Source organism: Aeromonas sp. QDB30, from assembly GCF_027707645.1.
Taxonomy (GTDB): domain Bacteria; phylum Pseudomonadota; class Gammaproteobacteria; order Enterobacterales; family Aeromonadaceae; genus Aeromonas; species Aeromonas caviae.
Genome location: NZ_JAPCIY010000157.1, coordinates 1 through 1,817, shown reverse-complemented (window position 1 = coordinate 1,817; position 1,817 = coordinate 1). Strand labels below are relative to the sequence as shown.

The following is a 1,817-nucleotide window of genomic DNA, read 5'->3' as shown; positions in this document are numbered from 1 at the left end:
GTGCTACAATGGCGCGTACAGAGGGCTGCAAGCTAGCGATAGTGAGCGAATCCCAAAAAGCGCGTCGTAGTCCGGATTGGAGTCTGCAACTCGACTCCATGAAGTCGGAATCGCTAGTAATCGCAAATCAGAATGTTGCGGTGAATACGTTCCCGGGCCTTGTACACACCGCCCGTCACACCATGGGAGTGGGTTGCACCAGAAGTAGATAGCTTAACCTTCGGGAGGGCGTTTACCACGGTGTGATTCATGACTGGGGTGAAGTCGTAACAAGGTAACCCTAGGGGAACCTGGGGTTGGATCACCTCCTTACCTTAATGATGACGAAGTTGTTGAGTGTTCACACAGATTGCCTTGATTCAAAGTAGTTAGAGCAAAGACCTGATGCGAAAGCGTCAGTGCTTATTCAACTTCGGTTGAATGAGAGAAGCCCGTTCGTTGGGTTGGGATGTGAATAGCGGCGCAAGTTGCTACCCAATTCAAAGTTAGCGATAACAACGAACAGCGCTAAAGGCCGCTAGCCTCGCAGGCTCGGCGTCGCCTTTACGAAAATCATTGCGAAGTTTACTTCGCAAAACATGATTTTCGTCCCCTTCGTCTAGAGGCCTAGGACACCGCCCTTTCACGGCGGTAACAGGGGTTCGAATCCCCTAGGGGACGCCACTTCTCTTCTTGCTAACAAGAATGCAGAGTTAAGAACTGATTCTTAACTCTGTTTTCTTCGGCCTCGTGCCGTTGCAAACATGCTCTTTAACAATCTGGAAAGCTGATTTAAAAAGTAGTTCTCAAACATTTGTTACAAGTGCTTTGGAAACTTCTTGGCGAAAACCAAATTTTATTTGGTCCTTGTTGTACAGCAACTTGAATGCCGTTTCGACGACACTTCTTGGGGTTGTATGGTTAAGTGACTAAGCGTACATGGTGGATGCCTTGGCAGTCAGAGGCGATGAAGGACGTACTAACCTGCGATAAGCCGTGAGCAGTCGGTAAGAGACATTACGACTCACGGATTTCCGAATGGGGAAACCCACTTAGCATAAGCTAGGTATCGCTACGTGAATACATAGCGCAGCGAGGCGAACCGGGAGAACTGAAACATCTAAGTACCCCGAGGAAAAGAAATCAACCGAGATTCCCTCAGTAGCGGCGAGCGAACGGGGATTAGCCCTTAAGCATCTTGGAAGTTAGTGGAACGGTCCTGGAAAGGCCGGCGATACAGGGTGATAGCCCCGTACACGAAAACAACCTTGATGTGAAATCGAGTAGGGCGGGACACGTGACATCCTGTCTGAATATGGGGGGACCATCCTCCAAGGCTAAATACTCCTGACTGACCGATAGTGAACCAGTACCGTGAGGGAAAGGCGAAAAGAACCCCTGTGAGGGGAGTGAAATAGAACCTGAAACCGTGTACGTACAAGCAGTGGGAGCCCTTCGGGGTGACTGCGTACCTTTTGTATAATGGGTCAGCGACTTACATTTTGTAGCGAGGTTAACCGTATAGGGGAGCCGTAGGGAAACCGAGTCTTAACTGGGCGTCTAGTTGCAAGGTGTAGACCCGAAACCGGGTGATCTAGCCATGGGCAGGTTGAAGGTTGAGTAACATCAACTGGAGGACCGAACCCACTAACGTTGCAAAGTTAGGGGATGACCTGTGGCTGGGGGTGAAAGGCCAATCAAACTCGGAGATAGCTGGTTCTCCCCGAAAGCTATTTAGGTAGCGCCTCGGACGAATACTACTGGGGGTAGAGCACTGTTTGGGCTAGGGGGTCATCCCGACTTACCAACCCCATGCAAACTCCGAATACCAGTAAGTA

1 tRNA gene and 2 rRNA genes are annotated in these 1,817 nt (G+C 50.1%); all 3 read left to right on the top strand.

Annotated features, from left to right (window positions below):
* A 16S ribosomal RNA gene (locus tag PG896_RS20855) occupies nt 1-312 on the top strand; the annotation flags it as partial.
* Between the two features lie 275 nt (nt 313-587).
* A tRNA-Glu gene (locus tag PG896_RS20850) sits at nt 588-663 on the top strand.
* A 235-nt stretch (nt 664-898) separates the two neighbouring features.
* Nucleotides 899-1,817 (top strand): 23S ribosomal RNA (locus tag PG896_RS20845); the annotation flags it as partial.